The organism is Streptomyces sichuanensis (assembly GCF_020328095.1).
In the GTDB taxonomy this organism is placed as follows: domain Bacteria; phylum Actinomycetota; class Actinomycetes; order Streptomycetales; family Streptomycetaceae; genus Streptomyces; species Streptomyces cinnamoneus.
Genome location: NZ_JAIXMK010000137.1, coordinates 1 through 26,920 on the forward strand (window position 1 = coordinate 1; position 26,920 = coordinate 26,920).

General features: G+C 74.8%; 28 protein-coding genes. 15 read left to right on the plus strand and 13 right to left on the minus strand.

Annotated elements, in window-relative coordinates:
* Positions 1–523, minus strand: a 523-nt coding sequence (locus LE181_RS27725) for a toll/interleukin-1 receptor domain-containing protein (RefSeq protein ID WP_225664246.1), incomplete at its 3' end; no start/stop codon positions are given.
* 70 nt (positions 524–593) lie between these two features.
* Between LE181_RS27725 and LE181_RS27730 the strand changes: the two genes are divergently transcribed.
* Entirely contained in the window at positions 594–1,784 is a 1,191-nt protein-coding gene (locus tag LE181_RS27730) for an ArsB/NhaD family transporter (RefSeq protein WP_225664247.1), read from the plus strand.
* Positions 1,785–1,812: 28 nt separating this feature from the next.
* Here LE181_RS27730 and LE181_RS27735 read toward each other — a convergent pair whose 3' ends face one another.
* From LE181_RS27735 to LE181_RS27755, 5 genes are all read right to left on the minus strand, one after another.
* Positions 1,813–2,733 carry an inositol monophosphatase family protein gene (locus LE181_RS27735; RefSeq protein WP_225664248.1) on the minus strand — a complete coding sequence of 307 codons (921 nt, stop codon included), beginning with the start codon at positions 2,731–2,733 and terminating at the stop codon, positions 1,813–1,815.
* Positions 2,714–3,412, minus strand: coding sequence for a hypothetical protein (locus tag LE181_RS27740; protein ID WP_225664249.1), 699 nt, complete (start codon positions 3,410–3,412; stop codon positions 2,714–2,716). Before LE181_RS27740 ends, LE181_RS27735 begins: the two co-directional genes overlap by 20 nt.
* A gap of 8 nt (positions 3,413–3,420) precedes the next feature.
* Positions 3,421–4,383 (minus strand): hypothetical protein, encoded by a 963-nt coding sequence (locus LE181_RS27745; protein WP_225664250.1) that lies wholly within the window; start codon positions 4,381–4,383, stop codon positions 3,421–3,423.
* 121 nt (positions 4,384–4,504) lie between these two features.
* Positions 4,505–5,104, minus strand: coding sequence for a TIGR03086 family metal-binding protein (locus tag LE181_RS27750; RefSeq protein ID WP_225664251.1), 600 nt, complete (start codon positions 5,102–5,104; stop codon positions 4,505–4,507).
* 133 nt (positions 5,105–5,237) lie between these two features.
* Complete coding sequence (locus tag LE181_RS27755; protein ID WP_225664252.1) at positions 5,238–5,789, minus strand: L,D-transpeptidase family protein; 552 nt, start codon at positions 5,787–5,789, stop codon at positions 5,238–5,240.
* Between the two features lie 193 nt (positions 5,790–5,982).
* Here LE181_RS27755 and LE181_RS27760 point away from each other — a divergent pair, with 193 nt between their 5' ends.
* A complete protein-coding gene (locus LE181_RS27760; RefSeq protein ID WP_225664253.1) occupies positions 5,983–6,765 on the plus strand; it encodes an acyltransferase in 783 nt (260 codons plus the stop codon).
* On the opposite strand, the gene LE181_RS27765 is transcribed toward LE181_RS27760, so the two are convergent.
* The gene (locus LE181_RS27765) at positions 6,755–8,005 is read right to left on the minus strand and encodes a cytochrome P450 (RefSeq protein WP_225664254.1); all 1,251 of its coding nucleotides are present in this window, start codon (positions 8,003–8,005) and stop codon (positions 6,755–6,757) included. The two genes, LE181_RS27760 and LE181_RS27765, sit on opposite strands and share 11 nt — an antisense overlap.
* Before the next feature lie 231 nt (positions 8,006–8,236).
* Here LE181_RS27765 and LE181_RS27770 point away from each other — a divergent pair, with 231 nt between their 5' ends.
* The 4 genes from LE181_RS27770 (at position 8,237) to iscX (ending at position 10,575) form a co-directional block, all read left to right on the plus strand.
* Positions 8,237–9,286, plus strand: coding sequence for a questin oxidase family protein (locus tag LE181_RS27770; RefSeq protein WP_225664255.1), 1,050 nt, complete (start codon positions 8,237–8,239; stop codon positions 9,284–9,286).
* Between the two features lie 80 nt (positions 9,287–9,366).
* Positions 9,367–9,741: a PadR family transcriptional regulator gene (locus LE181_RS27775; RefSeq protein ID WP_225664256.1), complete on the plus strand. Its 375-nt coding sequence runs from the start codon at positions 9,367–9,369 to the stop codon at positions 9,739–9,741.
* Positions 9,738–10,316, plus strand: a complete 579-nt coding sequence (locus LE181_RS27780) for a hypothetical protein (protein WP_225664257.1) — start codon at positions 9,738–9,740, stop codon at positions 10,314–10,316. The genes LE181_RS27775 and LE181_RS27780 overlap by 4 nt, the downstream gene beginning before the upstream one ends.
* A gap of 46 nt (positions 10,317–10,362) precedes the next feature.
* Positions 10,363–10,575: a Fe-S cluster assembly protein IscX gene (gene iscX, locus LE181_RS27785; RefSeq protein ID WP_225664258.1), complete on the plus strand. Its 213-nt coding sequence runs from the start codon at positions 10,363–10,365 to the stop codon at positions 10,573–10,575.
* Between the two features lie 17 nt (positions 10,576–10,592).
* On the opposite strand, the gene LE181_RS27790 is transcribed toward iscX, so the two are convergent.
* Positions 10,593–11,897: a flavin monoamine oxidase family protein gene (locus LE181_RS27790; protein WP_225664259.1), complete on the minus strand. Its 1,305-nt coding sequence runs from the start codon at positions 11,895–11,897 to the stop codon at positions 10,593–10,595.
* Positions 11,898–11,951: 54 nt separating this feature from the next.
* Positions 11,952–12,926 (minus strand): GlxA family transcriptional regulator, encoded by a 975-nt coding sequence (locus LE181_RS27795; protein ID WP_225664260.1) that lies wholly within the window; start codon positions 12,924–12,926, stop codon positions 11,952–11,954.
* 305 nt (positions 12,927–13,231) lie between these two features.
* Between LE181_RS27795 and LE181_RS27800 the strand changes: the two genes are divergently transcribed.
* A complete protein-coding gene (locus tag LE181_RS27800; RefSeq protein WP_225664261.1) occupies positions 13,232–14,218 on the plus strand; it encodes a trypsin-like serine peptidase in 987 nt (328 codons plus the stop codon).
* 122 nt (positions 14,219–14,340) lie between these two features.
* On the plus strand, positions 14,341–16,191 hold the full coding sequence (locus LE181_RS27805; protein WP_225664262.1) for a hypothetical protein: 1,851 nt from the start codon (positions 14,341–14,343) through the stop codon (positions 16,189–16,191).
* 30 nt (positions 16,192–16,221) lie between these two features.
* Here LE181_RS27805 and LE181_RS27810 read toward each other — a convergent pair whose 3' ends face one another.
* Positions 16,222–17,145, minus strand: coding sequence for a hypothetical protein (locus LE181_RS27810; protein ID WP_308103504.1), 924 nt, complete (start codon positions 17,143–17,145; stop codon positions 16,222–16,224).
* A 146-nt stretch (positions 17,146–17,291) separates the two neighbouring features.
* Here LE181_RS27810 and LE181_RS27815 point away from each other — a divergent pair, with 146 nt between their 5' ends.
* The 5 genes from LE181_RS27815 to LE181_RS27835 all read left to right on the plus strand — a co-directional run bounded on the left by LE181_RS27815 (position 17,292) and on the right by LE181_RS27835 (position 21,515).
* Complete coding sequence (locus LE181_RS27815; protein WP_225664263.1) at positions 17,292–17,825, plus strand: TerD family protein; 534 nt, start codon at positions 17,292–17,294, stop codon at positions 17,823–17,825.
* A 56-nt stretch (positions 17,826–17,881) separates the two neighbouring features.
* Positions 17,882–18,841, plus strand: a complete 960-nt coding sequence (gene pip / locus LE181_RS27820; RefSeq protein ID WP_225664264.1) for a prolyl aminopeptidase — start codon at positions 17,882–17,884, stop codon at positions 18,839–18,841.
* A 120-nt stretch (positions 18,842–18,961) separates the two neighbouring features.
* Positions 18,962–19,117, plus strand: coding sequence for a DUF5670 family protein (locus tag LE181_RS27825; RefSeq protein WP_190107864.1), 156 nt, complete (start codon positions 18,962–18,964; stop codon positions 19,115–19,117).
* Between the two features lie 45 nt (positions 19,118–19,162).
* Complete coding sequence (locus tag LE181_RS27830) at positions 19,163–19,837, plus strand: UdgX family uracil-DNA binding protein (RefSeq protein ID WP_225664265.1); 675 nt, start codon at positions 19,163–19,165, stop codon at positions 19,835–19,837.
* A 133-nt stretch (positions 19,838–19,970) separates the two neighbouring features.
* Positions 19,971–21,515 (plus strand): AMP-binding protein, encoded by a 1,545-nt coding sequence (locus LE181_RS27835; RefSeq protein WP_225664266.1) that lies wholly within the window; start codon positions 19,971–19,973, stop codon positions 21,513–21,515.
* 30 nt (positions 21,516–21,545) lie between these two features.
* On the opposite strand, the gene LE181_RS27840 is transcribed toward LE181_RS27835, so the two are convergent.
* Positions 21,546–23,219 carry a bifunctional 3'-5' exonuclease/DNA polymerase gene (locus LE181_RS27840; RefSeq protein ID WP_225664267.1) on the minus strand — a complete coding sequence of 558 codons (1,674 nt, stop codon included), beginning with the start codon at positions 23,217–23,219 and terminating at the stop codon, positions 21,546–21,548.
* A gap of 127 nt (positions 23,220–23,346) precedes the next feature.
* On the opposite strand from LE181_RS27840, the gene LE181_RS27845 reads away from it, so the two are divergent.
* Complete coding sequence (locus tag LE181_RS27845) at positions 23,347–24,096, plus strand: SDR family NAD(P)-dependent oxidoreductase (RefSeq protein WP_225664268.1); 750 nt, start codon at positions 23,347–23,349, stop codon at positions 24,094–24,096.
* Between the two features lie 85 nt (positions 24,097–24,181).
* On the opposite strand, the gene LE181_RS27850 is transcribed toward LE181_RS27845, so the two are convergent.
* Positions 24,182–25,150, minus strand: coding sequence for a DMT family transporter (locus LE181_RS27850; RefSeq protein ID WP_225664269.1), 969 nt, complete (start codon positions 25,148–25,150; stop codon positions 24,182–24,184).
* 118 nt (positions 25,151–25,268) lie between these two features.
* The gene (locus LE181_RS27855) at positions 25,269–26,186 is read right to left on the minus strand and encodes a methionyl-tRNA formyltransferase (protein ID WP_225664270.1); all 918 of its coding nucleotides are present in this window, start codon (positions 26,184–26,186) and stop codon (positions 25,269–25,271) included.
* 263 nt (positions 26,187–26,449) lie between these two features.
* Between LE181_RS27855 and LE181_RS27860 the strand changes: the two genes are divergently transcribed.
* Positions 26,450–26,845, plus strand: a complete 396-nt coding sequence (locus LE181_RS27860; protein ID WP_225664271.1) for a hypothetical protein — start codon at positions 26,450–26,452, stop codon at positions 26,843–26,845.
* The last annotated feature ends 75 nt before the right edge of the window (positions 26,846–26,920 follow it).

The window sequence follows — 26,920 nt, forward strand, 5'->3', positions numbered from 1 at the left end:
GGGGCGGGGCCACGGCCGGCGCGGGGCGGGCGGGGGCGGGGGGACGGCCGGGGAAGCCGGGGTGCCGGGCGGGGCGTGCGCGGCCGTCGAGGGCGTGGCCGACGCGGGTGAGGAGCAGCTCGCGGGCGGCGGCGGTGTCCTGGACGCCGACGAGGTCGACGTAGGTGATGGTGGCGAGCAGGCCCTCGACGGGGATGTCCTCGACGCGGACGGTGATCAGTCTGCGGTCGGGTGCGTCGGGGTCGGCGCGCAGGGCGGCCTGCCACTCCATGCGTCCGTAGCGGGAGCGTTCGTAGTTGCGGGAGAGGACGGCGATGACGGCGGCGGACTCGCTGACGCCGCGGTCCATGAAGTCGACGAAGTTCGTTCCCGGGACGAAGTCCCACGCCTGGATGACGGTGCGGTAGCCGGCCTCCTCCAGCGTCCAGGCTATCCACGACGCCCATCGCTCGTCGGCCGGTGAGTAGCTGATGAAGAAGTCCAACGGCCGGTTCTGCCCGGCGAGTTCCTCGCGTGCCACCATGGCCCCATCCTAGGAAGCGGGTCATCCCCGGTCACTGTATTCGTGCGATCGGTGTGCGATGCTCTTGCCCGTGCGCGCCTTACGACGTCTGCATGTGCTGGACTGGCTGGCCGGCGGGGTGCTGGCCTGCGGCCTGCTGTTCCTGGCGACGGGGTTGCTGCCCGCGGGGCCGGCCGGGGACGCGATGGTGCGGATCGCGCCGTTGCTGGCGTTCCTGGGCACGGTGATCGTGCTGGCCGAACTGACGAGCCGGGCCGAGGTGTTCGACGTGGTGGCGGCGGGGGTGGCGCGCGCCGGCGGCGGGAGTTACGCACGGTTGTTCCTGTTGTGCGTGGTGTTCGCGTCGGTCACGACGATCACCCTCAACCTGGACACCACGGCGGTGCTGTTGACGCCGGTGATGCTGGCGCTGGCGTCGCGGGTGGGGATCGCGGCGGTGCCGCTGGCGATGACGACGGTGTGGCTGGCCAATACGGCGAGCCTGTTGCTGCCGGTGTCGAACCTGACGAACCTGCTGGCCGCGGACCGGGTGGCGCTCTCCCCCGTGGGGCTGGCCGCGAGGATGTGGGCGCCCCAACTGGCGGCGGTGGCCGTGACGATGGGCTGTCTGTGGCTGTTCTACTGGCGGCGTGGCGAACGCGGTGCGGACGTCTACGTTCCGCCGGAGCGGCACCGGCCCGCCGACCGGGTGCTGTTCCGCGTGTGCGCGGTGGCGTGCGCGGTCTTCCTGCTGGCGATATTGATCGACGCCGTTCCGCTGTGGGCGGCGTCGGCGGCGGCCACCGCACTGGCGGTCGTGGCCTTCGCGGTGCGCCGGCGGTCGGCGCTGCGGCTCTCCCTGGTCCCCTGGCGGCTGCTGGTGCTGGTGCCGGGCCTGTTCCTGGTGGTGGAGACGGTCGACGTCAACGGTCTGCACGGCCTGCTCGCGTCCGCGGTGGGGGCGGACGGCGGGCTGCTCGGGATGTTCCGGGCGGGGGCGGTCGGCGGGGGGCTGTCGAACGTGCTCAACAACCTGCCGGTCTACCTCGCCGGGGAGTCGGCGGTCCCGGAGGGCAATCACCAGCAGCTGCTGGCGCTGCTCGTCGGCACCAACGTGGGTCCGGTCATCACGCCGTGGGCCTCCCTGGCCACGCTGCTGTGGTTCGAGCGCTGTCACGCCCAGGGGGTCCGGGTGTCGTTGCGGCGCTTCACCGCCACGGGCGCGGTGCTCGCGGCCGGGGCCCTGCTCACCGCCGTGCCGGCCCTCGTCCTCACGGGCTGAGGGAACGCCGGCGGGAAGCGGTGCACGGTCACCGCGGCCGGCTGAGCGCGGGAGGGGCGCCGTTTCCGGCCCCGGCGGCGACGAGGCCGAGGAGGTAGGGGAGGTCCTGCGCGCGGCCGGCGACGAAGCTGCGGTCGGTGTCGGGGCCGTCCACGCTGCCGCGGAAGGGACGGCCCTCCAGGTCGCGGATCTCCAGGCCCGCCTCGGCCGCCAGCAGGACGCCCGCGGGCAGGTCGATGCCCTCGGCGCGGTAGCCGACGAAGCCGTCGATGTCACCGCGGGCGAGCATGGCCCAGGCCAGCAGGGGCGCCCACAGCTGCAGCAGCCGCCGGCAGCGCACGTCCAGCGTCCCCTTCAGCGCCCGCGCCACGGGATCCCGGCGGGCGACGCCGTGGCCCTGGGTCCAGGCGAGCAGCGGCCCGGCCGGGGACAACGGGCGGGCGGGGCCGGCCAGCCGGCCGCCCGGGCCGAAGGCACCGCCGCCGGCGGCCGCCGTCCACGTCCGGTCGGTGACGGGGTCGTGGACGACGGCGACCACGGGCGCGCCGTCGACGCACAGGGCGATGCCGACGACGTAGGCCGGCAGGCCGATGACGACGTTGTTGCTGCCGTCGAGCGGGTCCACCAGCCAGGTGCGGTGCGGGGCGCCGGAGCGCTGCGCGGGAACGGTGCCGGCCTCCTCGGCGAGGATCCGGTCGTGCGGGAAGCGCTGCCGGATGCGCTCCACGATCAGGCGCTCGGCCTGCAGGTCGAGGTCGGTGACCACGTCGCCGCCCTCGCCCTTGGCGCGCACGGCGTAGTCGTCCTGGAAGCGCGAGCGCACCAGCGCGCCCGCCTCCCGGGCGGCGCCGACGGCCACCGCGCGATCGGCGGCGTACCGTCCCTCCGGGTCGCCGGGGAGCCGGGGGCCGCCGCCGGGGGCCGGGGAGTCAGGGGAAGTGGCGTCCATCGATCCTCCTGAGGACAGTACGGGCCGTCCGGGCGGTCTGTGCGGCGTCGCATGTCTGTCGTACCACCCGGTGGTGGGTGCCATGCACCGGTCCGAGGCTGAGGTCGCACCGCCCGGGCCGGGTGCGGCCGAACAGCAGGGTGGCCGCGGCGGTGCCGGGCGGCACGACGGTGGCGTGGAACTGTCCGGCGGGCAGGGTGTAGATCTCGCCGCCGGAGCTGGTCTCCTCGGGGCCCGGCGTGCACCGCACCAGACGGGGTGTCGGCCGGATCTCGTCCACCGCCGAGGCGTCGCTGTGCACGGCGTACACGCGGTGCGTCGGGTCCTCGGGCCGGTCGTGCACCTGGACCCGCAGATTGCCGACGCGGCCGTACAGCACGCAGCTGGCGAGGTCCCAGCTGTGGGCGTGGACGGCGGAGGTGGTGAGCCCGGCCGCCGCCCGGCCGGGCGTCCCGGAGCCGAAGACGTGCACGCACACTCCGCGGTCGTCCTCCTGGTGCACCGGGAGGCACAGGAAGCCGAGGGGGTGGCGGACGGCGTGCGGTCCGCCGCGCCCGGCGGCGATCTCCTCAAGGGCCGTGGCCGCCGCGGCGAACAGCGCGGTGACCGCGCCGCCCTCCGTCCCGCCCTCGGCCATGGCCTGTTCGATGAGTCCGTACTCCACGGGGCTGCGACGCACTGGGGAGTTCACCTCCGGTAGGGATTCTCCGCATGCAGTGCCTTGTCGATGATGTCGCCGACGTCCCGGTCGGTGAAGGCCGCGGGGAGCGGCAGGGCGAGCCCCTCGAAGAGCCGCAGGACCTCGTCGACCGTCGGCTCCTCGCTCAGCGGCTCGGTGCGGGACAGGTCGAGGTGGTGGGCCTGCTCGCGGCTCTGGTGGAGCTCGGTGACGTAGTAGTCGTACAGCGGCCGGTCCCGCTCCACGAGCAGGTTCACCCGCTGCGGGTCGTCCTGGGTGATGATCAGGCAGGACCCGGACAGGTCGAACCGGAGGGTGGGCACGACCGAGGAGAGGTAGACGTCGATCTCCAGGGTGTCCAGGCGCTGTTGGTACCAGCAGGCGGCGAGGACCGTGGCGAACGACTCCTTGCGGGTGCGGTCGGCGCTCCACGCCTCCGGCGGGACGACATGCAGCCGATGGGCGAAGGTCTGGCGGAAGCGGGCGTAGGCCGCGCACGCCTGCTCGTCGGCCGGGTTGACGATGTCGATCTTCATCGCGAGCGAGCGACGCTGGCGTTGTGCCTCCCGGACGCAGACGGGCAGGGTCACCGCCCGCAGGTAGGTGCCGGTGCCACCCTTGAACACCCACCGGTCGGTGCTCAGCCGCGCCCGGTCCAGGGCGCGTTCGAGCTCGGCGCCGGAGAGCGAGCGCACCATGGTGAGGTCTTCCAGGGCGTGCCGGGTGTCCGTCATGGCGCTGCGGATGTCGCTGACGCGGCGCCGCCGTTCGGTGAGGGTGCCGAAGACCAGGGCGGCCAGCACCAGGAGGGTCGCTCCCGAGGTGACGTTGTCGTCGATCTGCTGGCCGAAGACGTCCAGGGCGCCGATGATCAGGGCGGCGCCGAGGGCGACGACCCCGTCGAGGTTTCTGATGGTCCATCCGACGGCGTTCTCGACGCCGCGCCCCAGTTCGGTGGTCCTGCGTGCCATGGCCCCAGCCTCTCCCCCGGTTACGGCAATCGTAGGAGGGGGGCGTGGCCGACGGCCAGGCGTTCCGGTCGGCACGGGTACGTTCCGCGCCACGGCGGCGCGCGGACGGTCCCGGCCGGTGTCAGGGGGCCGTCCAGGCGGGGTCGCGTCCGGTCAGGCCGATGACCCGGTCCAGGAGCGGGGCGTCGGCGGGCACGTCGACGGCGGGGGCGAAGAGACCCTCGGGGGCGGCCCGTCCGTCCGGTCCGGGAGCGAACTGCGACACGAACTCCAGGCACGCGCGCAGCTCCGGCTCACCGCAGTCGAACGGCTGTCCGCTCGCGCGGGCGATGTCCCAGCCGTGGACGATCAGTTCGTTGAGGGTCACCCTGGCGGCCACGGCGGCGGGCAGTTCGACGCCGCCCGCCCGGGTCGTGCCCTCCCAGGCGGCGGGGTCCCGCCAGGCGTCGGCGAGGGCGGCGAGCCGTAGGGGGATGCGGGTGCGCCAGTCGTCGCCGAGCGCCGCGGCGTTCCCGGAGGGGCCCTGGGGGGTGCCGGGTGCCGGGGCGGCCTTGGCGGCGGCGGCGGTGAACGCCAGGGACAGGCCGCCGACGTGCTCGATCAGGTCCCCGAGGGTGTAGCGCGCGCAGGGCGTGGGGGCGGTGAGCCGGTCGCGGGGCACGGCCTCCAGCAGGCCGGCCATCCGGTCGGCCGCGGGGCCGAGGTCGAAGTCCACCGCCATGCGTCTCCTCCAGCGGGCCGTGCGTCGCGAGCCGGAGGGCCACCGTACCGGCGGCGGTGGGCGCGGCCGTGCCGGACGGCGCGGCCCCGCCGGTCTTTCACCGGACCGGACGCCCCGGGCGGGCGGCCGTGGTTCAGCCGTGGGTCACCTTGAGGGTCCTCGGCCAGCCTTCCCGCCCGAGGATGCGGAAGAGGCTCTTGATGTCCTCGGGGCGCAGTTTGATGCAGCCGTGGGAGTGGTAGTCGGCGTTGCCGTCCCAGCGCTGGTCCTCGGCGACGCCCCGGCCTCCGTCGCGGGTCATCTCGCTGTGGACGAACAGCTCGTTGCGGTAGGTGCCGTCCCAGCAGCGCTTGCTGCCCAGTTCGATGGCGTAGCCCTTGACGAGGTTGCCGTTGTAGGCGGTGTGGTGGACGCCGAGCGTGTAGGTCCCGTCGGGGAGCCAGCCCCGTCCTCGCGCGCACTCCTGGTCACTGTAGCCGGAGCCGGCCCGGAACGAGGCGATGGTCCGCTGTCCCTTCAGCACGGTCAGCCGGGAGTGGGCCTGGGTCCCCTTGGTGAAGCGCAGGGACGTGGCGGCGGGCGCGGCCTGCCCCGCGGGCGCGAGCAGCGCCAGCAGGGCGAGCGCGGTGCCCACGGCTCCGCCCGTGAGGGCGGGGCGGACCCGGAGGGGTGAGGTGCGGGGCATGGGGGTGTCTCCTCGGATCGGGGTACGGGTGATCGGTCCCGGTGGCCGGCCGCGCCGTCGGGCGGGCCGGGCGGGAGGGGATCCTCGCCACCCGGCCGCCCGGCCATGCCTCACTCGTCCCGGTGACGCCGGTGGGTCGAAGATCACAGCACCGGGCGCCGTCCGGCCGGGGCGCGCTGAGTACGGTGAGGGGGTGCCGACGCAGCAGAACGTGTTCTCATCCCTCGCCGCCTGGCGGCGACGCGCCGTCTCGCGGGCGGTGCACCGCGGGGCGCGCTGGGTGCGGGACGCCGGTGCGGTGACCGCCGAGCGGCCCGGCCCGTACCGCTTCCGGCGGCTCGGCGCGGGCACGCGCCTCGCCTTCCCGCAGGGGACGGTCTTCGGCGAGCCGTGGATCGAGGTGGGCGAGCACTGCATCGTCGCCCGGGACGTGACGCTCACCGCCGGCATGATGCCCGACCTCGACCTGGGGCCCGACACGCTGCTGCGCCTGGGCAACGGGGTCGTCCTGGGACGCGGCAGCCATGTGATCGCGGACGCGTCGCTGACCATCGGCGACGACTGCTTCTTCGGCCCGGGCGTCTATGTGACGACCACGAACCACAGCTACGACGATCCCCACACGCCCATAGGCAGGCAGTGGCCCCGCAGCGAGGCGGTGGAGATCGGCCCCGGCAGCTGGATCGGCACGGGGGCGGTGATCCTGCCGGGCGCCCGGCTGGGCCGCAACGTGGTGGTCGCGGCGGGGGCCGTCGTACGGGGCGAGGTGCCCGACCACGCGGTGGTGGCCGGTGCGCCCGCCCGCGTCGTCCGCACCTGGGACCGGGAGGCGGGCTGGCAGCCGCCGCTGCGCACGCCCGCGCCGGCGCCCGTGCCCGAGGGGGTCACGGCCGAGCAGTTGCTGGCCCTGGCGGAGGGGGAGCCGGCGGCGCCCTCCGCCGACGGCAAGGACGGGGGAACGGCGCTCACCACGTGACCGGCAGGGCCTCGGGCCCGCGGTTGATGGAGCCGCACCGCCAGCGCATGTCCTTCTCGTCGACGGCCAGGCGCAGCCGCGGGAAGCGGCCGAGCAGCGTGGAGAGCATGACCTCGGCCTCCATCCGGGTCAGCAGGGCGCCCACGCAGTAGTGCGCGCCGTGGCCGAAGGAGAGGTTGGGCGCCTCGTCGCGGGCGATGTCGAGCCGGTCGGGGTCCTTGAAGACGGAGGAGTCCCGGTTGGCCGCGAGGTAGGACACGTAGACCACCTCGCCACGGCGGATCGTGGCCCCGGCGACGTGCAGGTCCTCGGTGGCGATGCGCGGCAGGCCGACGCCGTTGCGGTGGGGGATGTAGCGCAGCAGCTCCTCCACCGCCTGCGGCAGCAGCTCCGGCTCGGCGCGCAGGCGGGCCAGCTGCTCGGGGTGGGTCAGCAGGGCGTAGACCATGTTGGAGACCTGGTTGCGGACCGCGTCCATGCCGTTGAGGACGAGCATGACGGCCAGCGAGATCAGCTCGGGGCTGCTGAGCTCGCCCTCGCCCTGGGCCGCGACCAGGGCGCTGAACAGGTCCTCGCCGGGGTGGTCGGCGCGGTGGCCGGCCAGCTCGCGGAAGTAGCCGGCGATCTCGCGCTTGACGGCGTCGCTCTCCTCCTGCGAGTGGTTGCTGGAGAGGATGACGGCGCGCCAGCCCTGGAGCCGGTCGATGTCGTGGGCGGGCACGCCCAGCAGGTCGCCGATGAGCTGGGCGGGCAGCGGCCCGGTCAGGCACTCCGTCAGGTCGGCGGGCGGGCCCAGCTCCGCCATCCGGCCGGTCATCCGCTCGGCCAGCTCCTGGGCCCGGGGGCGCAGGGCCGCCACCCGCTTGCGCCCGAAGGTCTGGGCGACCAGGCGGCGCAGACGGGTGTGGTCGGGCGGGTCGGTGCGGCCGATCCCGCCGGCGGGCGCCACCACGTGCGGGGTCATGCTGGTGACGGGGCGGTCGACGGTCAGGGCGCGGCTGAGGGTGGGTTCGGAGGCGACGGTCTTGACGTCCTCGTAGCGCGTCACCAGCCAGGCTTCGCCCTCGCCGTAGCGCAGGCGGATGCGGGCGACGGGTTCCTCGCGCAGCAGGCGGTGCAGCAGGGGGTCGAAGTTCAGGGCGGGCAGCGGGTCCACCGCCCAGTCGTGGACCGTGTCGCCCGGCGGCCGGGCGGGGAGGGAGCCGTCGGCCGGAGAGGGTGTGGCGGACGAAGTGGTCATGCCGTCGCTCCTTGTCTCGCCCGGAACCGCCGTACCGGAACCGGCTCGGACCGCATGACGGAGCGGCCCCGCATACTGGCTATTCCCTGCCAAGAGGGGCGCATACGCCGGAACCGGGATTACACCCGCAGGTGTGAGCCGGACGCCCGCCGCCCGGGGCCCGCCGTACGACCTCCGGTGTAGGGCCCTGGACCGTTACGGTCCGCACGGTGCGCGGCCTAGCCTCGGCGCATGGACACGACGAACGGCACCCTCGACGAAGCCTTACACCGCCTCCACGGCCACGGCCCCGAGTTCCGGGAGTACCTGAGCAACCACGGCCCGATGACGGTCGAGGCTCTGGCCCACCGGGGCCGGGGCGACACCGTGCACCGCTGGCTGGACACCTACGAGACGAGGCTGGAGGACGTCCCGCCGCCGCGCAGCCGCATCACCGACGCCACCTGGCGCGAGGCCCTGGGCGACCCCCTGCGGGTCACCGACTGGACCGTCTACTTCTCCCACCGGGTCACCGTGCAGCCCTGGCGGGAGGTCCTCGCCGCGTGGTGGCCCCGCCTGCTGCCCGGCATCGCCGGCGCCGCCACCCACCCCGTCATCCGGGTGGGCCATGCCGTGCGCGCCCTGACGACCCTGGGCGAGGACGCCCCGCGCCGGGCGGAGCTGGCGCACGCCCTGGGCTACTGGGCCGCGCGCCACACCACCCTGCCGGTCACCGTGGCCCCCGCCGGCCGGGCGGCGCCCGCCGAGGCGCTGGCCGCACTCCCCCGCATCGCCGAACAGAACGTCACGCCCCTGCGCGGCTACGCCCAGCTGCCCGGCACCCGCGGCTGGACGGCCACCGCGGACTCCCTGTGCGTGCCCGACTCCCCCGAGGCCGTCCGGGAGCAGCTGACCGCGCTGGTGCGGGCCGCCACCCTCAACTACGGCGCCTACGGCCACGGGGACGGCGTCATGATGGTCCACGCCGCGACCGCGCCCAACGCGGTGCTGCGCACCCTGCCCGTGCTGCCGCAGGAGCTGTGGCGGCCCTCGCTGGTGGTGGCCTGGGCGGCGACCGCGGCCATCACCTCCCTCTACGCGGCGCACACGCCGCTGTCCCCGCCCGACGCCTCGTCGGTCACCGCCGGGGAGGTCTTCGAGCGGGCCGCCGCGCACGGCGACGCGCACGTGATCAAGTTCGCCGACACCGCCCTGGACGTGGCCGCGGGCGCCGAGGACGGCGACGACCGCGCCCTGTCGGCCGCCCTCCACGCGGTGCAGCTGATCGGCTCCGGGGACTGACCCCACCGGCCGCGCCTCCTCCGCTTCGCCTCCCCCGATTACCTTGCCGCGCAAGGCAATCCCCGATTACCTTGTACCGCATGACAAAGGCGCCGTCCGGCACGGGCGACCAACGCCGCAGCCAACTCCTGCGCGGGGTGCTCGACCTGTGTCTCCTGGCGCTCATCGAGGAACGGCCGCGCTACGGCTACGAGCTCGTCGAGGCCCTGGCCGCGAGCGGGCTGGAGCTGGTCAGCGAAGGCAGCATCTACCCGCTGCTGGCCCGCATGGAGCGGGCCGCGCTGATCGACGCGTACCGCGCCCCGTCCGCCGCGGGCGGGGCACCGCGCAAGTACTACCGGCTGACCGGTGCCGGGCGGGCGGAGCTGACCGCCGGGCGCCACGCCTGGCGGGACTTCGCCCCGGCCGTGAGCCGGACGCTGCACGCGGGGACGGAGGGGGAACGGGCATCATGACGGACGAACGGATACTCGCGATCTGCGAGAGCAACTGGACCTACCGAGGCGTCGACGACACCTCGGTGCGCGAGATGCGCGAGGAGCTGCGCGCCCATCTGGAGGAGGCGGCCGCGGCGGGGCGGTCGGGCACGGACGTGGTGGGCGAGGACGTGGCCGCGTTCGCGGCGGCCTGGGCCCGTGAACGCCGGCCCCTGCGGCAGCGGGTCGGCTACCTCGCCGGCGTCGCAGGCGTGTGTCTCGGAGTGGCCCTGCTCCTCGCCCATCTGACCCGCTGGACGACGAGCCTGCCGGTCACCCCCGAACGCATCGCCTTCTACGTCCTCTTCGCCGCGGTCTTCGTCGCCTGGGAACTGCGCCGGGGAGGGGGCGGCCACCTCAGGACCGCGGTCATCGGGTTGGTGGCGCTGGTGCCGGTCGCCGTGGCGGCGCGCTGGCTCCACGGCGATGTCACGCTCTTCCACCTGCCGCTGTGGGCCTCCGCGGCCCTGCTGCTGGCCGGTGCGTTCCCCGCCGTCACCGACCGGCGGCGCCGCAGGGAATCGGCCAGGGCGGGTGACCGGTCCGCCGGATGAACCACCGTCCCTGGACCCGCGCGTCCGGTTCGGACACACTCGGCCCATGCGATGGACCGACATCGAGCAGATCGCGGCCGACCTCGCCGCCCAGTACCCCGCGGCCGAGCCGCTGACCGTCGACTTCACGGAGATCCGTGACCGGGCCGCCGCGCTGAGCGCCTTCAGCGACGACCCGGCCCGCTGCAACCTGCGCATCCTGGAGTCGATCCAGCTGGCGTGGCTGGACAGACTCGACGGGGTCGACACCACGGGCTGACCGCACCGGCCCGCGGCTCACCCGCCCAGGATGCGCCGGGCCTCCCGGAGGCCGGAGAGCAGCGCGCCGTGGACGGTGCTGCTGTGGTCGCCCGAGGTGGCCTCGCCCGCGAAGTACAGGCGTCCGCCGACCGGTTCGGCCAGGGCGTCGTGGTCGCCGGCGCGGGAGCCGGTGGCGGGGAAGGAGTAGGAGCCGCGCGCCCACGGGTCGGCGCCCCAGCGGGTGAGGCGGTGGGCCACGGGTTCGGGCACCCCCTCGCCGTACATGCGGCGCAGCCCGTCGAGGGCGGCACGGACGACGGCGGCGTCGTCCAGCGCTTCGAGGCGGCGGGCGACGGGGCCGCCGTTGAGGGCTGCCAGCACCGGGGCGTGCAGGACGTGCCGCAGGTCGTACCAGTGGGCGAAGGCCCCGTGCGGGGTGCCCTCCTGGCGGATCACCTGGCAGTCGTCCCAGAAGGGTTCCGGGAAGCGCAGGTAGAGCTTGTCGTAGAGGCCCATGCCGAGCCGCTCGACGGCGCCCTGCTTGGCCGCGGGGAGGGCCGGTTCGAAGACGACGTCGCCAGCCTTGAGCACCCCGAGCGGCAGGGTGAGCAGGGCCCGGTCCGCGGTGAACGCGCCGTGGCCGTCGGTGTGGAGGGTGACGCCGCCGGCGTCGTGGGTGACGCGTGTGACGGGATGGCCGAGCCGTACGTCCAGGCCCCGGGCGAGGTGTTCGGCGAGCCGGCCGTAGCCGTCGGGGAAGACGACCTCGTCGCCCTCGAAGTCCTCGCCCCTGACCATTCCGGCCAGGGAGATCTCCTCGATGCCGGCGCCCCAGTCGTCCTCCGTCATGCGGCTGCGCGCCTCCAGGACGCGCCGCGCGCGTTCCGGGCCGGTCCCGGAGGCGTCGAGCACGCCGCGCAGCCCCGCCGCGGCCGACTCCCCGTCGTCGGCGTCCCCGGCCCGGGCGAACAGCTTCTCGCCGGCGGCCTCGTGGTCGGCCTCCCGCTCGCGCCTCTCCGCGGGGGTCAGGCGGCGGCCGTCGGCGGCGCGGACGACCGTTCCCGGCCGGGGGCCGTAGGAGAGGGTGCCGGCGTTGTGGACCAGCATGGCGGCCCCGGCCTCCACGGCCAGCTCGGTGACGGGGTTGCCCTCGACGCCGTGGATCCAGGAGGCGCCCAGGTCGATGCGCAGGCCCTGCCACTCCTCGGTCCACAGCCGGCCGCCGAGGCGGTCGCGGGCCTCCAGCACGGTGACGGCGTGGCCGGCGCGGTGCAGTGCGCGGGCTGCGGACAGCCCGGCCATGCCCGCCCCGACGACCAGCGTCGTCCCTGTCTTCGTCATGGGGAGTGCCTCCCGGCGGTGGTGCGGTGGGTTCGGTGCGTGCGCGGAGCCGGGTCACCGCCGACCGAGGGCCTGGCGGCGCAGGCGGCCGGGGGTGGTGTCCAGGCGCTCCCGCAACAAGGTGGTGAGGGTCGTGGCGTTCTCGTAGCCCACCCGGCGGGCCACCGCCTCGGTGGGCAGGTCCGTGGTGCGCAGCAGGTGAGCCGCCTGTTCCAGGCGGATGCGCTGGGCGAAGCGCAGGGGCGAGACGCCCAGGGCGCGGTCGATGGCGCGCTGCAGGGTGCGTTCGCTCGTGCCCTGGGCGCGCGCGGCGTCGGCGATGCGCAGGGGCCGGTCGAGGTGGTCGCACACCCAGCGTTCGAACGCGCTGACGGTCGGGTCGGTCCGGGCGAGGTGGCTGGGGACGGCATAGCCGGCCTGGGTGGGGCGGGTGTCGATGAGCAGGTAGCGGGCGGTCAGGTCGGCGAGCGCGGGACTTCTCCCGCGCACCAGGCCCAGCGCCAGGTCGAGGTGGGCCGTGGCGGCTCCGGCGGTGGTGATGCCGGGGGCGTGCGTGAGCATCCGCGTCTCGTCGAGGGCGACCAGGGGGTAGCGCTTGCGGAAGTGGGGCGCCAGCCACCAGCTGGTGGTGGCCGGATGGCCGTCGAGGACGCCGCTCTCCGCGAGCAGGAACGTTCCGGTGCATGCGGCGGCCAGCGGCACCCCGGTGGCGCGGGCCGTGCGGACCACGTCCTGCACCGACTTGCGCTGGGGTGCGGCGACCCACGCGGTGAGGAGCTCCGGCTGCTTGTGGCCGACGCCGGGCACGACGAGCAGGTCCGGTGCGGGTGCGGCCCCGGGGAGGACGGCCGTGACGGCGTGCCCCGCGGCGGTGCGCACCGGTCCGTGCGGACTGACGCAGGTCACCTGCCAGGGCGGCGGGGGCTGGGGAAGTTCCGCGCGCAGCTCGTTGGCCGTCTGCAGGACCTCCAGGACCGCGGCCAGGCCGGAGTCGGAGGTGCCGTCGACGACCAGCACGGAGATCTTCATGTCGGAAACGGTAGGCGATCTGTCGTATCCGCCACTGGGGCGGCCCTGGCGGTCATTCATATATTGATCACACCCGCTCGACGGAGAAACCCGATCGACGAACCGGGGAGATCACTCGAATGACCGCCGCACACAGACCCCATCTTTGACACGCCCCTGTCAAATCATGGCGTCCCGTGGCACGCTGCCTCACGCACCGTCAATCCGCACCACTCGTCTGCCCGGACCGCCGACGCCGCGGCCCGGCCCCCACACGGTCCGCGCGGACCGCTCCGCACCGCGCGGCCCCGGCAGAAGGAGTACGCGTGAGACGTCCCCGCCGCACGACCACCGGCATCCTGCTGGCCGCCGGCGCCCTGACCGTCACGGGTGTGCAGGCCACCGCGGCCGGCGCCGCCCCGGCCCCCGCACCGGCGACCGCGCACACCGCCACGACGGCGGCGCAGCGGCAGGCCGCCGCCTTCTGGACCCCCGAGCGCATGCGCGCGGCCACCCCGCTCGACCTGCCCGCCGCCACCGCGTCCCCCGGCGCCCTGCGCGTCCCCGCGCCCGGCAGCCGGCCGACGACCGTCGCGCCCACCGCCCCTGCGGCGGATGTCCGGTCCTTCCCGCAGGCCGGTGGCCCCTGGACCGGCGGCGGCGCGGTCGAACGGACCTCCGGCCGCGTGTTCTTCACCTTCCAGAACCGCACCGCCTCCTGCTCCGGCAACGCCGTCACCAGCAAGAACGGCAGCACCGTGCTGACTGCCGGGCACTGCGTCAAGTACCAGGGCAGCTGGCACACCAACTGGGTCTTCGTCCCCGGCTACCGCGACGGGCAGGCACCGCACGGCAAGTGGGGCGCGACCACCACCATGGCCACCCCGGAGTGGGTGGCCAACGAGCAGACGGGCATGAACTTCGACGTCGGCGCGGCCGTCGTCGGCCCGCTGGACGGCAAGCGGCTCACCGACGCGGTGGGCGCGCAGGGCCTGGAGTTCAACGGCGGCTACAACAAGGCCATGTACGCCTTCGGCTTCCCCGCCGCCTCCCCCTACGACGGCAGCAGGCTCATCCACTGCAGCGGGACCTCCTCCAAGGACTTCCTCCTGACCAAGGACCACGGCCTCGGCTGCAACATGACCGGCGGTTCCAGCGGCGGACCCTGGTTCGCCTCGTTCGACGAGGCCACCGGGACCGGCCTGCAGGCATCGGTCAACAGCTTCGGCTACACCTTCTTGCCGAACAGGATGTTCGGCCCCTACTTCGGCGACGAGGCCAAGAGCCTCTACGAGCGGGCCCAGACCTCCTGAAGGCCCGGACCGTCCGCCCCGCCGGAAGGCTCCGGCGGGGCGGGCCGCCGACGGGCCGTCAGTGATTGGGCCATGGCCGGAACACGGTTTTTAATAGGGAACCTATGTTCTCTCCGCGTTCCTTGATCACTTATCCGCGCATGCTGCGCCACGCCTCCACCCTGAGCGTGGGGCTGCCGCCCGACGAGGCCGTCGTCCTCGACGCCCCGGACGCGCCGCTGCGCGCCGCCCTGGCCGCGGCCGCCGGCGGCGACCACCAGCCGGCCCGCGAGCTCCTGGCGGCCACCCGGCTCGGCATGCAGTGGGAGCGCCGGAACACCTACGTCTCCGCGCTCGCCGAATTCGCCCTGCACAACCCCGGCTGGCTGGACGCCTGGCTCTCCGCCGCGCCCGAGGACCCGGACGCGGTGCTGGTCAAGGCGGACCTGTGCATCCACCAGGCGTGGGAGATCCGCAGCGGCGCACGGGCCGAGCACGTCAGCGAGGACCGGTTCCGCGGCTTCTTCGCGCTGCTGGAGGACGCGGTGCCCGTCATCGGCGCCGCCGTGGAGCTCAACCCCACGGACCCCGTCCCCTGGCGGGTGGCGCTCACCCACGCCCGGGGCAGCCAGGCCCCCCGCGAGGTGTTCGACGGCTACTGGCAGGAGGCCACCGCCCGCTCCTCGCACCACTTCGGCTGCCATGCCTCGGCCCTGCAGTACCTGTGCGAGAAGTGGTTCGGCTCCCACGAGGAGATGTTCGCCTTCGCCGAGCAGGCCGCCGACCAGGCACTGCCCGGCTCCCTGCTGCACGCCCTGCCGCTGCTGGCGGCCGTCGAGTACGCGGTCGTCGCCTCCGCAGTCGAGGACGGGCCCCTGGACCCGGACCGCATCGACGCGGCGGTCGAGCGCGCCCTCGGCCTCGTCGCCCACTACGAGGCCGGCGACGAGGAGATCGCCGGGGTGCGCAACCACCTCGCCCTGATGCTCGCGCGGGCCGGCCGCTGGGCCGATGCGCTGGAGCAGTTCCGGGCCATCGGCGTGCACGCGACCGAGTTCCCCTGGGCCTACCTCGGCGACGCGCGCGAGCAGTTCCTGGACTTCCGCACCGGCGTGCGGATCCAGGTCGCCATGAACACCCCCCTCTTCGGGCGTCCCCCGCAGCCCGCCGTCCTCCCCGACGGGGCCGGCGCCCCGGCCTGGGAATCGGAGCACTGCTCCCTCGCCGTCGTCTCCGCGACGCTCGACACCGTCGCCGAGGCCACCTCCGCCAACAGCACGCCGCTGCGCCTGGCCACCGGCGCCAACGGCTGGCACACCCTGGTCGAGGTGGCCCTCGATCCCGACCCCGCCCGCCGCGGCTCGCTGATGACCCGGGACCGGCTCGTCGGCGCGGCGGGCGTCTTCACCACGCGCGAGCGCTGGACGGCCCTCGTCCTGCACCGCTCCGGCGACCGGCGGGGCTTCACCCTCGTCCACAACGGCGACCGGCTGGCCGAGCACCAGTGGGACCCGGCCGCCCCCGTCCCGGACCTGGAGACGACGACCGCCACCGCCGAAACCGTGGCCCGCGCCTACGGGATCGACGACGCCCGGCCCCTGATCGCCCTCCTGCGCGGCAACGACGACGCGCCGCGCCGCCAGGCCGAGCTGATCGCGGCGCTGCGCATGCCGCCCCTGCCCGAGACCTTCGGGACGCGGGCCGAGGCGCTCACCGGGCTGCCCGGCGCCCGGATCGTCGCCCGGCGCAAGGCCGCGGTCAGCCGGCAGAAGGCCGGCACGTCCGGCGCGGCGCCCGACGCGGCCTACACGCTGCGCCGCCCCGTGCGCTGGTGGGCGCTGCGCCTGCTCATGCTGCCGTTCTTCACCGCGCTCGCCGTCTGGGGGTGGCAGGCGGACGACGTGCTGTTCGTCAAGCCCCTGATCGCCACCCTCGCGGCGTTCGCCGTCGGCTCCGACCTGGTCAAGGGCTGGCGGCAGCGCCCCCGGCGCTGAACCGGCGGCCCGCGGCCGCCGTGGTCCGGGTCAGCCGCGGGTGGGGACGGCCCCGGGCACGTCCAGTGCCCGGGTCAGCCGGCCCAGCGCGCAGTACGCGTCGCGGTAGGAGGTGCCCTGCGGGTGCAGGGTGAGGACGGCGACTATCGTGCGGTCCCCCGGTCCCACCGTGCCGGTGGTGTGCAGGGCCGGCCGTGACAGTTCCAGGCCGTCGACCGTACGGGCCCGGGGGCGAGGGGGCTCCGCGCTGCCGTCGGGACGGAAGCCGGACCAGCCCTGTTTGACGGCCCGCGGCCGCTCGAAGGCCGCCGCCGCGCCGAAGCCCTGGTCGAAGCCGTCCGTGCCGTGGAGCGTGGCCCGGTGCAGCTCGCCCATGACGACCTCGCGCAGCGCGGCCGGCGCCTCGTCGAGGAGGTAGCGGTAGATCCGCACGGTGTCCGCGGCCGACAGGCCCGTGTAGCCCCAGTAGCCGGGGTGGGAGGACGGCGGGGGGACGGTGTCGGCGAGGCGGAGCCGGGCCACCATCCGCTCGACGATCGCGCTGCCGCCGTTCCGCGTCCAGTAGTGACTGGCCGCGTCGTCGTCGCTGCTGCGCAGCATGAGACCGAGGCGCTCGCGGTCGTCGGCGGGGAGCTCGTGGCCCGGTCCGCGGAGCCAGAGGTGGTCGAGCGCGATCAGCAGCTTGACCACCGACGCCGAGCGGAAGCGCGTGCGGGTGTTGAGCTGTTCGGTGAAGACGCCGGTCTGCCGGTCGTAGACCGAGAGGCCCGCGGTCACGCCGGCCGGCACGCGGGCGTCCTGCGGCCCGCCCTGCGGCTCGGCGGCCCCGGCCGGGGGCGCGGCGCACAGGGCGACGGCGGCCAGTGCGGCGACGACTGCCGTGACCCCGTGGGCCGGTACGAAGCGGATCTGCAACGTTCTCTCCTCCCGGAAGGAGTCCTCACCGGCGGTCACCGCGGACTCCCTCCGGATAGTGGAGTGCCGGCGGGACGGGGTCACCCGCCTTCGGCCAGCGTCGAAGCGGTCCTCGCGAGGGCGGGCTGCCGCTGCGGCGGGCGTGGCACCATGGGGGCCCGGCGCGCGATGGGAAGGGGAGCCCAATGAGCAGTCCGAGCAAGGGGATCGAGAAGGCCGAAGTGGCGATCAAGTGGGACCCGAGCCCCCCGGGACGGCCGGACCACGACCTGGACGTCATCGCCGCGACGTACGTCGCCGACGCGCCGTACGGCGAGCCCGCCTACCTCGTGCACTTCGACAGCCGCTCCCCCGACGGGACGATCACGCTCGACCGGGACAGCCGGACCGGCCAGGGCCTGGGATTCGACGAGGTGATGAGCTTCGAACTGGACCGGCTGGCGCCCGCGTTCGTCAGAGTCGTCGTCGGCGTGGTCGTCCAGCAGACCGACGGCCGGCTGACGTTCGGCGACATCGCCGGCACCGGCGTCCGGGTGCGCTCGGGGTACACCGAGCTGGCGACGGACGACCTCAGCGGGGTGGCCGGGGCAACGGCCGCGACGGTCGCGGAGTTCCGGCGGAACGCCTCCGGCGGCTGGGAGTTCCACGACACCGTCCGGGGCTTCGACACCGACCCGGCGTCGTTCGCCGCCCTGATGGGGACGGCACCCGCCTCCTGACGTTCCGTCACCGATCCTGCTGCACCCGCACGCACCACCCGAGGGGAAACCGCGCGATGACCGGGCTCTACCCGCCCCTGCACCCCTACGACGAGGGGATGCTCGACGTGGGGGACGGCCACCGCGTCCACTGGGAGGTCTGCGGCAACCCGGAGGGCAAGCCCGCGCTCGTCGTCCACGGCGGGCCGGGCTCGGGGTGCACGCCCGGGGCCCGGCGGTACTTCGACCCGCGGCGGTACCGGATCGTCCTCTTCGACCAGCGCGGTTGCGGGCGCAGCACGCCGCACGCCGGCGACCCCGCCGCCGACATGCGCCACAACACCACCGGCCACCTGCTCGACGACATGGAGCGGCTGCGGGAGCACCTGGGCGTGGAGCGCTGGCTGCTGTTCGGCGGCTCGTGGGGCTCCACCCTGATCCTCGCCTACGCCGAGCGCCACCCGGAGCGCGTGTCGGAGATCGTCGTCTCCGGTGTCACGACGACCCGGCGCTCGGAGATCGACTGGCTCTACCGGGGCGTCGGCCGGTTCTTCCCCGGGCCGTGGGAACGCTTCCTGGCCGGGGTGCCCGGCGTGGGCCGCGACGGGGACCCGGTCGGCGCCTACGCGCGGCTGATGGAGGATCCCGACCCGGCAGTACGGGCGAAGGCGGCCGCCGACTGGTGCGCCTGGGAGGACGCGGTGCTGTCCCTGGAGCCGGGCGGGGCGCCCGACCCGTACGGCGGGCGGCCCGACGCGGCGCGGATGGCGTTCGTCCGGATCGCCTCGCACTACTTCGCTCACGGGGCGTGGCTGGAGGAGGGCGCGCTGTTGCGCGACGCCGGACGGCTGGCCGGGATCCCGGGCGTGCTGATCCACGGCCGCCTCGACATGAGCAGTCCGCTCGACACCGCCTGGGACCTCGCCCGGGCCTGGCCCGGCGCACGGCTGATCGTGGTCGACGACGCGGGACACAAGGGCGGCGTCTCGACGCGGGCGCGCGTGCGCGAGGCGCTGGACGGCTTCGCCGGGCGCTGACCGGAGACCGCGGCCCGGCCCCCTCCCCCGTCTGGACGGGCGCCGCGCGGCCGTGGGAGCGACACTGGAGGTACAGCACGCTGCCCGTGGGCGGGCAGCCCCTTCCGGGAGGTGTTCTCCGTGCTTCCGTTGCTCCTCGTCCTTCTCCTCGTGCTCATCTTCTTCGGCTTCGGCTTCGCGCTGAAGGCGCTGTGGTGGATCGCGATCATCCTGCTGATCGTGTGGCTGCTGGGCTTCGTCATGCGCTCCGGCGGAGGCCGTTGGTACCGGTGGTAGGTGTGCCGCACCGCACCTGACGGTGCCGACCGCCCTGGAGGAGATGTGGCGCACGCATCCCGGCCGAACGGCGGGGACGGATACGACGCTGCCCCGTTCGTCCCCGGCCGCGGCGGCCTGAAGGCGCTGCGCGAGTCGGCCGCGGGCTGCCGCGGCTGTCCCCTCTACCGGGAGGCGACGCAGACGGTGTTCGGCGACGGCCGGGCGTCGGCGCGCGTCGTGCTCGTCGGAGAGCAGCCCGGCGATCAGGAGGACCGGCAGGGCAGGCCGTTCGTGGGCCCGGCCGGGGGCGTGCTGATGCGGGCGCTGGACGAGGCCGGGATCGACCCGGCCGAGGCGTACGTCACCAACGCGGTCAAGCACTTCAAGTTCGAGCAGGCCGCGCGGGGGAAGCGGCGCATCCACAAGGCCCCGAACCTGCGGGAGATCAGCGCCTGCAGGCCCTGGCTGCTGGCCGAACTCCGGATGGTCGCACCGGAGGTGGTGGTGACGCTGGGCGCCACGGCGGGCAAGTCGCTGCTGGGCTCGTCGTTCCGGGTGGGCGAGCGGCGCGGCGTGGCACTTCCCCTGCCGTCGTTCGACGGCGAGGCCGCCGCGGAGGGCATGCTGGTGGCGACCGTTCACCCCTCGGCCGTGCTGCGCGCCGACGAGGCCGAGCGGGCCGCCGCGTACGCGAGCCTGGTCTCGGACCTCGGCGTGGTGGCGGGCCTCCTGCGCTGAGGCCGGACTCCTGCGCCCACGGCACGAGGGCGGGAAGCGGCCCGTTGATCAGATAGGTGCACCTTCCATATAATTGCCCAAGGTAACCAAAGGAGCGCTCAGCGCTCTCGCCACGGCAGAAGGAAGCACCCCCATGCATGCCGCCACGAACCCCTTCCGCACGTACGTCGAAGCCACCCTGGACGTCCTGGAGACCGCTCCCGAACGCGAGGTGTTAGTCCACCGGGAACGCCGCGTCACCGGCGGCGAGTTCCGCGCGCTCGTCTACCGGATGGCACGCGCCCTCACCGGACTCGGTCTCGGCCCCGGGCAGACCGTCACCCTGCTGAGCGGCAACCTGCCGGAGATCGTCGCCGCCCGGTACGCGGCCAACCTCATCGGCTGCAGCGTCAACCACCTCTACAACAAGCTGTCGGCCGACGCCCAGGCCGCGATCGTCCGCGACGTCGAGACGCGCGCCCTCGTCGTCGACCCGCACTGGGCCGGCCGCGCCGCCGAGATCACCGCGCAGGCGCCGGTGGAGTCCGTGCTCGTCCTCGGGCCCACGGAGACCGGCACCGACCTGCTGGAGCTGGCCGCCGCGCAGTCCGACGCCCCGGTCCCCGGCCGGGCCCGGCCGCAGGACGTCTGCAGCATCCGCCACACCGGCGGCACCACCGGCCACCCGAAGGGGATCTGCACCTCCTTCGAGCAGGTCAACGGCCTCAGCCTCTCGACGCCGGACGCGCACGAGGACGAGCCGCGGCGGCAGTTGGTGTGCACGACGCTCGCCCACATCGCCGGCCTGTTCACCGACGTCACCCTCCGCCTGGGCGGCGTCGTGGTCCTGCTGGAGGACTTCGAGCCCGCGGCCGTGCTCGCCGCCATCGAGCGCGAGCGCATCACCGACACCTTCCTTCTGCCTCCCCTGCTGTACCGCCTGCTGGACCACCCCGACGCCGCCCGCACCGACACCTCCAGCCTGCGCTCCCTGATGTACGGCGGCTGCCAGGCGTCGCCGGCCCGCATCGCCGACGCGGTGCGCCGGCTGGGCCCGGTGCTCGTGCAGTTCTACGGGCAGAGCGAGGCCGGCGGCATCAGCGTGCTGACGGCCGAGGAGCACGACCCCGGACGTCCGGAGCGGCTGCGGTCGGCGGGCAAGGTGCTGCCCGGCGTGGAGGTGGCCGTCCGCGACACCTCGGGCCGCACGGTGCCCGCCGGCGAGCACGGCGAGATCTGCGTGCGCTCCCCGCACCTGATGCAGGGTTACTGGAAGCAGCCCGGCCTGACCGCCGAGGTGCTGCGCGACGGCTGGCTGCACACCGGTGACGTCGGATTCCTCGACGAGGAGGGGTATCTGACGGTCGTCGACCGGCTCAAGGACATGATCATCGTGGTGGGCGGCCACGTCTACACATCCGAGCTGGAGGACCTGCTGAACTCCCACCCCGACGTGCTGCAGAGCGCCGTCTTCGGTGTCCGCGACGCCGACCGCATGGAGCAGGTGCACGCCGTCGTGGTGGCCCGGCCCGGCACCGGCGTAAACGAGGACCGGCTGCGCGACCTGGTGCGCAGGGAGCGGGGCGCGATGTACGAGCCGGCCCGCATCTCCTTCGCCGAGGCCCTGCCGCTGACCGAGGCCGGCAAGCCCGACAAGAACGAGCTGCGCCGCGCCGCGGAGCCCGCCGGCATCGCCTGAGCCGGGCCGGGCCGACGGCCCGGAGAATCGTTACGCCTTCGCCTCCGCGTAGCACTCCACCACCGCCGTGGTGAACGGGAACCGCACGGGCGTCTCGCCGAAGGCGAGGCTCCCGGCGCGGTCCCCGGCCGCGCGGACGGCCTCCACCACCTCGGCCGCCTCCTCGCGCGGGCAGTGCACGATGACCTCGTCGTGCTGGAAGAAGACCAGCTCCGCGCGGAGGCCGGCGATCGCCTGCCGCACCGCGGCGAGCACGAGCAGCGCCCAGTCGGCCGCGCTGCCCTGCACGACGAAGTTGCGCGTGAACCGCCCCCGCGCCCGCGCGGCGGCCGAACCGCCCCAGGGGGCGGCCTCCGTCTCCTGGGGCAGGCCCGCCTCGTCGTCGTGGCCGGCGGCCGACGGCGGGCACGTGCGGCCGAGCCACGTCCGCACGAGGCGGCCCTCCTCGCCCGCGCGGGCGGCGTCGTCCACGTAGGCGATCGCCCGGGGGAAGCGGCGGCGCAGGTCCGCCATGTGCTTGAGGCCGTCGCCCGAGGTCTGGCCGTAGATCGCGCCGAGCATGGCGAGCTTGGCGTGGTCGCGGTCGCCCGCGAAGACGCGCTCGGCGAGGTCGCCGTACAGGTCGCGGCCGCTGCCGGCGACGTCCATCAGGCCGGGGTCGCGGGAGATCGCGGCCAGGACGCGCGGCTCCATCTGGTCGGCGTCCGCGACGACGAGGCACCAGCCCGGGTCGGCGACGACCGCCCGCCGGACGACCTTGGGGATCTGCAGGGCGCCGCCCCCGTTGGTGGTCCAGCGGCCGGTGACCGTGCCGGCCGGCTGGTACTCGGGGCGGAAGCGCCCGTCGCGCACCCAGGACTGCAGCCAGGCCCAGCCGTGGGCGGTGTGCAGGCGGTAGAGCTTCTTGTACTCCAGCAGCGCCGGCACGGCCGGGTGGTCGATGCCGCGCAGCTCCCAGGCGCGCGTCGAGGAGAGGGCGATGCCCTCGCGCGCGAAGGCCCGGACGATGTCGGCCGGCAGGTCGGGCCGTACGCGCACGCCCTCGCCGAACGCCTGCGAGACCTCCTCGGCCAGCTCCGCCAGGCGCCGCGTCTCCTGGCCGCCGGGATAGCGCTCCCCCAGCAGCTCGGTCAGCAGCGCCCGGTGCACGTCCGCGCGCCACGGCACGCCCGCCCGCCCCATCTCGGCCGCGACGAGCGTGCCCGCCGACTCGGCGGCGGTCAGCAGCCGCATCCGGCCGGGGTGCGCCGTGCCCTCGGTGCGGGACTGCTGGGCGGCGTACACCTGCAGCAGGGCCTCCAGCTCGTCGGTGCCGGGCGGGAGGGGCGTCGGGCCCGGCTCGAAGAGCGAGGGCTGCCCGCCGGCCGCCCGCGCGGGCGGGTCCGCCGGCACCGGCAGCCCGTGCAGCCGCGCCCACGCGGCAGCGAGCGACCGGGGCTGGCCGGACTGCCCCTGCTCGTGGCCGGTGAGCAGTGCCTCGGCGGCCTCCACGTCGTAGCACCGCTCGACGCGGACGCCCGCCGCGAGCAGCTGCCCGTACGTCTGTGCCGTGGACCGCCAGACCCACCGCCCGGCCCCGGGCCGGGCCCGGACCGCGTCCGCCAGGCTCCGCTCGGCCACGACGGGTCCGGCCGGCCGCCCCTGTCCGTCGACCGGACAGAGCCGGACGCCCCCGTCTCCCGTCTGCGCCACTGCCCATCTCACGGACGAAGTCTCGCACCGGGGTCTGACACTCCCCGCCGGCCGCGGGTGCGCCCCTTTCCCCACCGGGGCGGGACTCGCCCGCGTGTCCCCCGGCACGGCGGGGCGCACCCCGTGTAGGCAAGGGGGCATGCTGCTCGACAACAAGGTTGCCCTGGTCTACGGGGCGGGGGGCCGGATCGGCGGCGCCGTGGCGCGCGCCTTCGCCGCCGAGGGGGCCGCCGTCTTCCTGGCCGGCCGCACCCGGGCCAGGCTCGACCGGGTCGCCGACGACATCCGCGCGGCCGGCGGGACGGCCGAGACCGCCCGCGTCGACGCGCTCGACGAGGAGTCCGTCGACGCCTTCGTGGACGCCGTGGCCGAACAGACCGGGCGCGTGGACATCTCGTTCAACCTCATCTCCTACGGGGACGTCCAGGAACCGCTGGCCACGATCGCGGCCGAGGACTTCGGCCGGCCGGTCGGGAACGCGGTGCGCACCCACTTCCTGACCACGCGGGCCGCCGCCCGGCACATGGTCAAGCGGTCGTCCGGGGTGATCCTGGCGTTCGGCGGGTCGGGCCCGGAGGCCGTGCCCGGGCTGGGCGGGTTCGTGGTCGCCCTCGACGCCGTCGAGGGCCTGCGCCGTCAGTGGGCCTGCGAACTGGGCCCGCACGGCATCCGTTTCGTGACGCTCAAGAGCGGTGGCGTGCCGGAGAGCCTCCCGCCGGACTTCCCCGGCCGTGCGGAGATCGTCGCCGGCATCGAGCAGGCGACCCTGCTGCGCCGGGCGGCGACCCTGGCCGACGTCGGCGACGTGGCGGCGTTCGTGGCCTCGGACCGGGCCGGCTCGATGACCGCCGCCACCGTGAACGTCTCCTGCGGCGCGCTCCTCGACTAGGGCCCGTCCGCCGGAAAGACCACGAGCCCCGCCAGGACGTGTGCCTGGTGGGGCTCGGCGGGAGACCGTGGGGGCGCTGCTCGCCCTACCGGCCGGCTCCGGCGGTGGCGGGGACCCGTTCGGCGACGGGGGCGGGTTCGCCGGCCGCCGGGGCGGGGGCGTCGGCAGGGGGACAGGGGCACGGTGCCGGCCTGCGGACCGCTGCCGTGCCGACGCCCGCCAGCACGATCAGACCGCCCAGGCCCGCCATGGGCGTGGGAACGGCCCCGAGGAGGACCGCGTCCAGGGCCAGGGCGGCGACGGGCACGGCGTAGAGGACCAGGGAACTCGTCGACGCGGAGGCGGCCTTGAGGACGCGGGACCAGGTGCAGAAGGCCAGGACGGTGCAGCCCAGGCCCAGCCACACCACGGCGGCGGTCTGCTGCCGGCCGGCCGTCGCCAGGCCGCCCGCGGCCTCCGGGGCGAAGGCCAGCAGCGGCAGGAGGCCGAAGAGGCTGCCGTAGAAGATGCAGTCCATGCCGGAGTAGCGGCGCAGCAGGGGCTTCTGCAGGATGAAGGACGTCGCCTGGGCGGCCGCCGCCAGCACGATCATCGCCATGCCCGCCTGCGATCCGCCGCCTCCGCCGCCGGCCGTGGCGACCACGAGCGCGCCCGACAGGGCGATGAGGAGTCCGGTGACACCGCGGGCTCCGGGGCGTTCGCGCAGCACCAGCATGCCCAGGGCGGTGGCGAAGACGGGCGAGGTGGCCACCAGCATGGCGGCGGTGCCGCCCTCGACGTGCCGCTCGCCGGCGTAGAGGAGCAGCTGATAGGCCGTCATTCCGGTCAGGCCGAACCCGGCCATCCGCAGGAGGTCGCCGCGCCGGAGCCGGCTGATGCGTCCGGTGAGCAGGAAGGGAAGCAGGAAGACGACGGCGAAGGCGAGGCGCAGGACCGCCATGGCCGTCGGGGAGTAGCCGTCGAGGGCGACGCGGATCGCCGGGAAGGCCGATCCCCACAGGATCGCGGTCGCGGCCATGTACTTCCAGGGAGTCGCCGCTCGGCGTTCGCCCATCAACGGAAACACCGCCCATCGGTGTCGGGGAATCGGACACCGACGAAGCTACCGACCTTCGACGTATAAGTCGAATAAAGGATTCCACCATCATCCCAAAGGATTGCTTGGGGGCGGCTCATTCCAGACGATCGCCGGGGCGCAGGACCTCGGCCGCCGGCCGCACACTGCCGTGCTCCGGCCGCACGTCGAGCAGGACGATCCCGTCGGCGCCGGACTCCCAGCTGCGCCCGCAGACCACGGCGACGCCGCCGTCGGCGTGCCGCACCACCCGCCCCGGCGTGCCGCGGTGCGGGCGTGAGGGCCGGGCGGCCCGCTTGACGTAGAGCTTCCGCCCGGCGAAGGTGCACCACGCGTTGACGAAGGGGTCGCTGTGCGCCCGCACGAGGTCGACCAGCCGCCCGGTGGGCAGCGTCCAGTCGATGCGCGTGTCCGCTTCGGTGATGCGGTGGTAGAACGAGGCCCCGCCGCCGTGCTGCGGCACGGGCCGCACTCCGGACGCGGCCCGGCCCAGGGCCGCCAGCACGGCGCCCGGGTACTGCTCCAGCAGGCGTTGCTGCACGGTGGTCGCGGTGTCGCCCGGCGCGATGGGCACGGTCACCTGCCACAGCACCGGGCCGGTGTCCAGCTCGGGCTCCATCACGTGCACGGTCAGTCCGGTGCGGCTCTCGCCGTTGCGAACGGCCCAGTTCACCGCGCCGAAGCCGGCGTAGCCGGGGAGCAGCGCGTCGTGGACGTTGAGCGGGAGGAGCGCCGGGACCGCCAGGACGGACTCGGGTATGACGGTCCGCCAGTTCGCGGACAGCAGGACGTCGGGGCGGGCGGCGCGCAGCGCGGCGACCGCCTGCGCCTCGTCGGCGCGACGGGCCTCCACGACGGGCAGGCCCAGGTCGGTGGCGAGCTTGGCGACGTGCGGTTCGTGCAGGTCGCCGAAGCGCGTGGGATGGGTGACGACCACGGCCGGCTCGTGTTCGGCGGCGATTGCGGCCAGTACCGTGGCGCCGATCTCGCCGTAGCCCAGAAACGCGATCCTCATCGGTGTCCTCTCCGGTGCGGCCGGCGGCGGGGCGGACCGTGGGAACCCCGCCCGCGGTCGCCGTCAACTCGCTTACGGGGCACCTCACTTGAGGGTCCGCCCCGCTCCGCCGGCGGTCAAGGGCACCCCCCGGCGGCACCCCGCCGCGCCGGAGCGTTCCGCCCCGGATGGACCCGTCGCCGTGCCGGGTGCCCGGCGCGCCCGTAGCCTCAAAGGCGAGGAGCCGGCGCGCAGCGCGCCCTGACGGCAGAGGAGCACCGGTGATGAGCGGGGCCGAGAGTGCGGACCATGTCAGTGTTCATCTGACCGGCTGCGGCCATGAGGACGCGCGGGCGGTGTTCGCGGCGCTGGAGGCCGCCTTCCCCGAGGGCACCGGACCGGCGCGCAGCGAGACGCACGCCGCCGCTCCCGGCGCGGGACCGACCGTCTGGTGCATGGTCGTCGACGCCCGCACCCGCAGGACGCAGGACGCCGGCGCGGCGGCCGTGCGGACGCAGCCCGTCGCGACGGTCGCGGCCGACCTCTTCGGCGCGGCCGACCCCGTGCGCCAGGTCCGTGAGGAACTGGAGGCGGTCTTCGGCGTGGAGCTGCTGGGCACCGTGCCCGGCGAACACGAACTGGAGACCCGTCTCCGCCTGACCTCGCGCGCCGAGGGCTGACGGCCGGGCCCGCCCGCCGGCGCCCCGGGCCGGCGGTGGCGGTCCGCGCCGCTGCACGGCGACGGCCCGGCCGGG

Bases quoted from the DNA above. Each gene is read 5' to 3' on its own strand.
- LE181_RS27845 (WP_225664268.1), top strand. From the start codon at position 23,347: ATGCTGCTCGACAACAAGGTTGCCCTGGTCTACGGGGCGGGGGGCCGG.
- LE181_RS27775 (WP_225664256.1), top strand. From the start codon at position 9,367: ATGACAAAGGCGCCGTCCGGCACGGGCGACCAACGCCGCAGCCAACTC.
- LE181_RS27860 (WP_225664271.1), top strand. From the start codon at position 26,450: ATGAGCGGGGCCGAGAGTGCGGACCATGTCAGTGTTCATCTGACCGGC.
- LE181_RS27750 (WP_225664251.1), bottom strand. From the start codon at position 5,104: ATGGCGGTGGACTTCGACCTCGGCCCCGCGGCCGACCGGATGGCCGGC.
- LE181_RS27790 (WP_225664259.1), bottom strand. From the start codon at position 11,897: ATGACGAAGACAGGGACGACGCTGGTCGTCGGGGCGGGCATGGCCGGG.
- LE181_RS27765 (WP_225664254.1), bottom strand. From the start codon at position 8,005: ATGACCACTTCGTCCGCCACACCCTCTCCGGCCGACGGCTCCCTCCCC.
- LE181_RS27855 (WP_225664270.1), bottom strand. From the start codon at position 26,186: ATGAGGATCGCGTTTCTGGGCTACGGCGAGATCGGCGCCACGGTACTG.
- iscX (WP_225664258.1), top strand. From the start codon at position 10,363: ATGCGATGGACCGACATCGAGCAGATCGCGGCCGACCTCGCCGCCCAG.
- LE181_RS27735 (WP_225664248.1), bottom strand. From the start codon at position 2,733: ATGGACGCCACTTCCCCTGACTCCCCGGCCCCCGGCGGCGGCCCCCGG.
- LE181_RS27770 (WP_225664255.1), top strand. From the start codon at position 8,237: ATGGACACGACGAACGGCACCCTCGACGAAGCCTTACACCGCCTCCAC.
- LE181_RS27835 (WP_225664266.1), top strand. From the start codon at position 19,971: ATGCATGCCGCCACGAACCCCTTCCGCACGTACGTCGAAGCCACCCTG.
- LE181_RS27815 (WP_225664263.1), top strand. From the start codon at position 17,292: ATGAGCAGTCCGAGCAAGGGGATCGAGAAGGCCGAAGTGGCGATCAAG.
- LE181_RS27745 (WP_225664250.1), bottom strand. From the start codon at position 4,383: ATGGCACGCAGGACCACCGAACTGGGGCGCGGCGTCGAGAACGCCGTC.
- pip (WP_225664264.1), top strand. From the start codon at position 17,882: ATGACCGGGCTCTACCCGCCCCTGCACCCCTACGACGAGGGGATGCTC.
- LE181_RS27780 (WP_225664257.1), top strand. From the start codon at position 9,738: ATGACGGACGAACGGATACTCGCGATCTGCGAGAGCAACTGGACCTAC.
- LE181_RS27795 (WP_225664260.1), bottom strand. From the start codon at position 12,926: ATGAAGATCTCCGTGCTGGTCGTCGACGGCACCTCCGACTCCGGCCTG.
- LE181_RS27755 (WP_225664252.1), bottom strand. From the start codon at position 5,789: ATGCCCCGCACCTCACCCCTCCGGGTCCGCCCCGCCCTCACGGGCGGA.
- LE181_RS27850 (WP_225664269.1), bottom strand. From the start codon at position 25,150: ATGGGCGAACGCCGAGCGGCGACTCCCTGGAAGTACATGGCCGCGACC.